The organism is Paraburkholderia sp. FW306-2-2C-D06C (assembly GCF_058781505.1).
On the sequence record NZ_JBYSWU010000133.1, the window covers coordinates 1 to 1,186 of the forward strand.

Annotated in this window: 1 protein-coding gene and 3 tRNA genes; all 4 read right to left on the reverse strand. The window is 58.9% G+C overall.

The annotated features are described in order from the left end of the window. Positions 1-656: GTP-binding protein (locus tag AC3WLT_RS37155; protein WP_492596524.1), on the reverse strand; the 656-nt coding region annotated here is incomplete at its 3' end. A gap of 62 nt (positions 657-718) precedes the next feature. Beyond that, positions 719-793 (reverse strand) — tRNA-Thr (locus AC3WLT_RS37160). A gap of 16 nt (positions 794-809) precedes the next feature. After that, positions 810-883, reverse strand: a tRNA-Gly gene (locus AC3WLT_RS37165). Positions 884-924: 41 nt separating this feature from the next. Further along, positions 925-1,010, reverse strand: a tRNA-Tyr gene (locus AC3WLT_RS37170). Positions 1,011-1,186 lie beyond the last annotated feature (176 nt).

Sequence of the window (1,186 nt, forward strand, 5' to 3'; positions counted from 1 at the left end):
TCTTCCACCGGCATCAGGAACGCACCATCAACTGCGCGCTCCGGCGTCGGGATGTACGTGTCCAGCGCGTCGGCCAGGTTCATGATCGCCACTTCGCCCAGCTCGCCCGTGTCGCCTTCCAGCGCCAGCTTGGCCGAACCCTTGATGATCGGCGTGTCGTCGCCCGGGAAGTCGTACTTCGACAGAAGTTCGCGAACTTCCATCTCGACGAGTTCCAGCAGCTCGGCGTCGTCCACCATGTCGCACTTGTTCAGGAACACGATGATGTACGGCACACCGACCTGACGCGCCAGCAGGATGTGCTCACGCGTTTGCGGCATCGGGCCGTCTGCTGCCGAGCACACCAGGATCGCGCCGTCCATCTGCGCTGCGCCCGTGATCATGTTCTTCACATAGTCAGCGTGGCCCGGGCAGTCGACGTGCGCGTAGTGGCGGTTCGCCGTTTCGTACTCGACGTGTGCCGTGTTGATCGTGATACCACGTGCCTTTTCTTCCGGCGCCGCGTCGATCTGGTCGTATGCCTTTGCTTCGCCGCCAAACTTCTTGGTCAGCACCGTCGTGATCGCTGCCGTCAGCGTGGTCTTGCCGTGGTCAACGTGACCGATCGTGCCGACGTTCACGTGCGGCTTGGTCCGCTCAAACTTACCCTTGGCCATTTTCGACTCCTAAGAGGATTTTCCGTACGTTGCGCCGGGCGCAAACAATCACCTAGTACTTCTGGTGCCCATGGGCAGGATCGAACTGCCGACCTCTCCCTTACCAAGGGAGTGCTCTACCACTGAGCCACATGGGCGCTACTTCTGTGTTGCTGGAGCGGGTGAAGGGAATCGAACCCTCGTCGTAAGCTTGGAAGGCTTCTGCTCTACCATTGAGCTACACCCGCAAGGGCCCATGGATTCCCAACTACTGCTACAGCTTGCATTCTGGTGGAGGAGGTTGGATTCGAACCAACGTAGGCGTAAGCCAACAGATTTACAGTCTGCCCCCTTTAGCCACTCGGGCACCCCTCCGCAGAGAACTGATGATTATGGGGGAACAACCGCTTGTTGTCAAGGCTTGCTTGACCGTTCCAAACCCAACGCTCTCACTTATATAGTGATTTCAGCTGCCGCCGTAAACGCAGAAACCCCACCGTTCTGGGTGGGGTTTCTGGTGCTGCTGGGGAGCCTGACGATGACCTACTTTC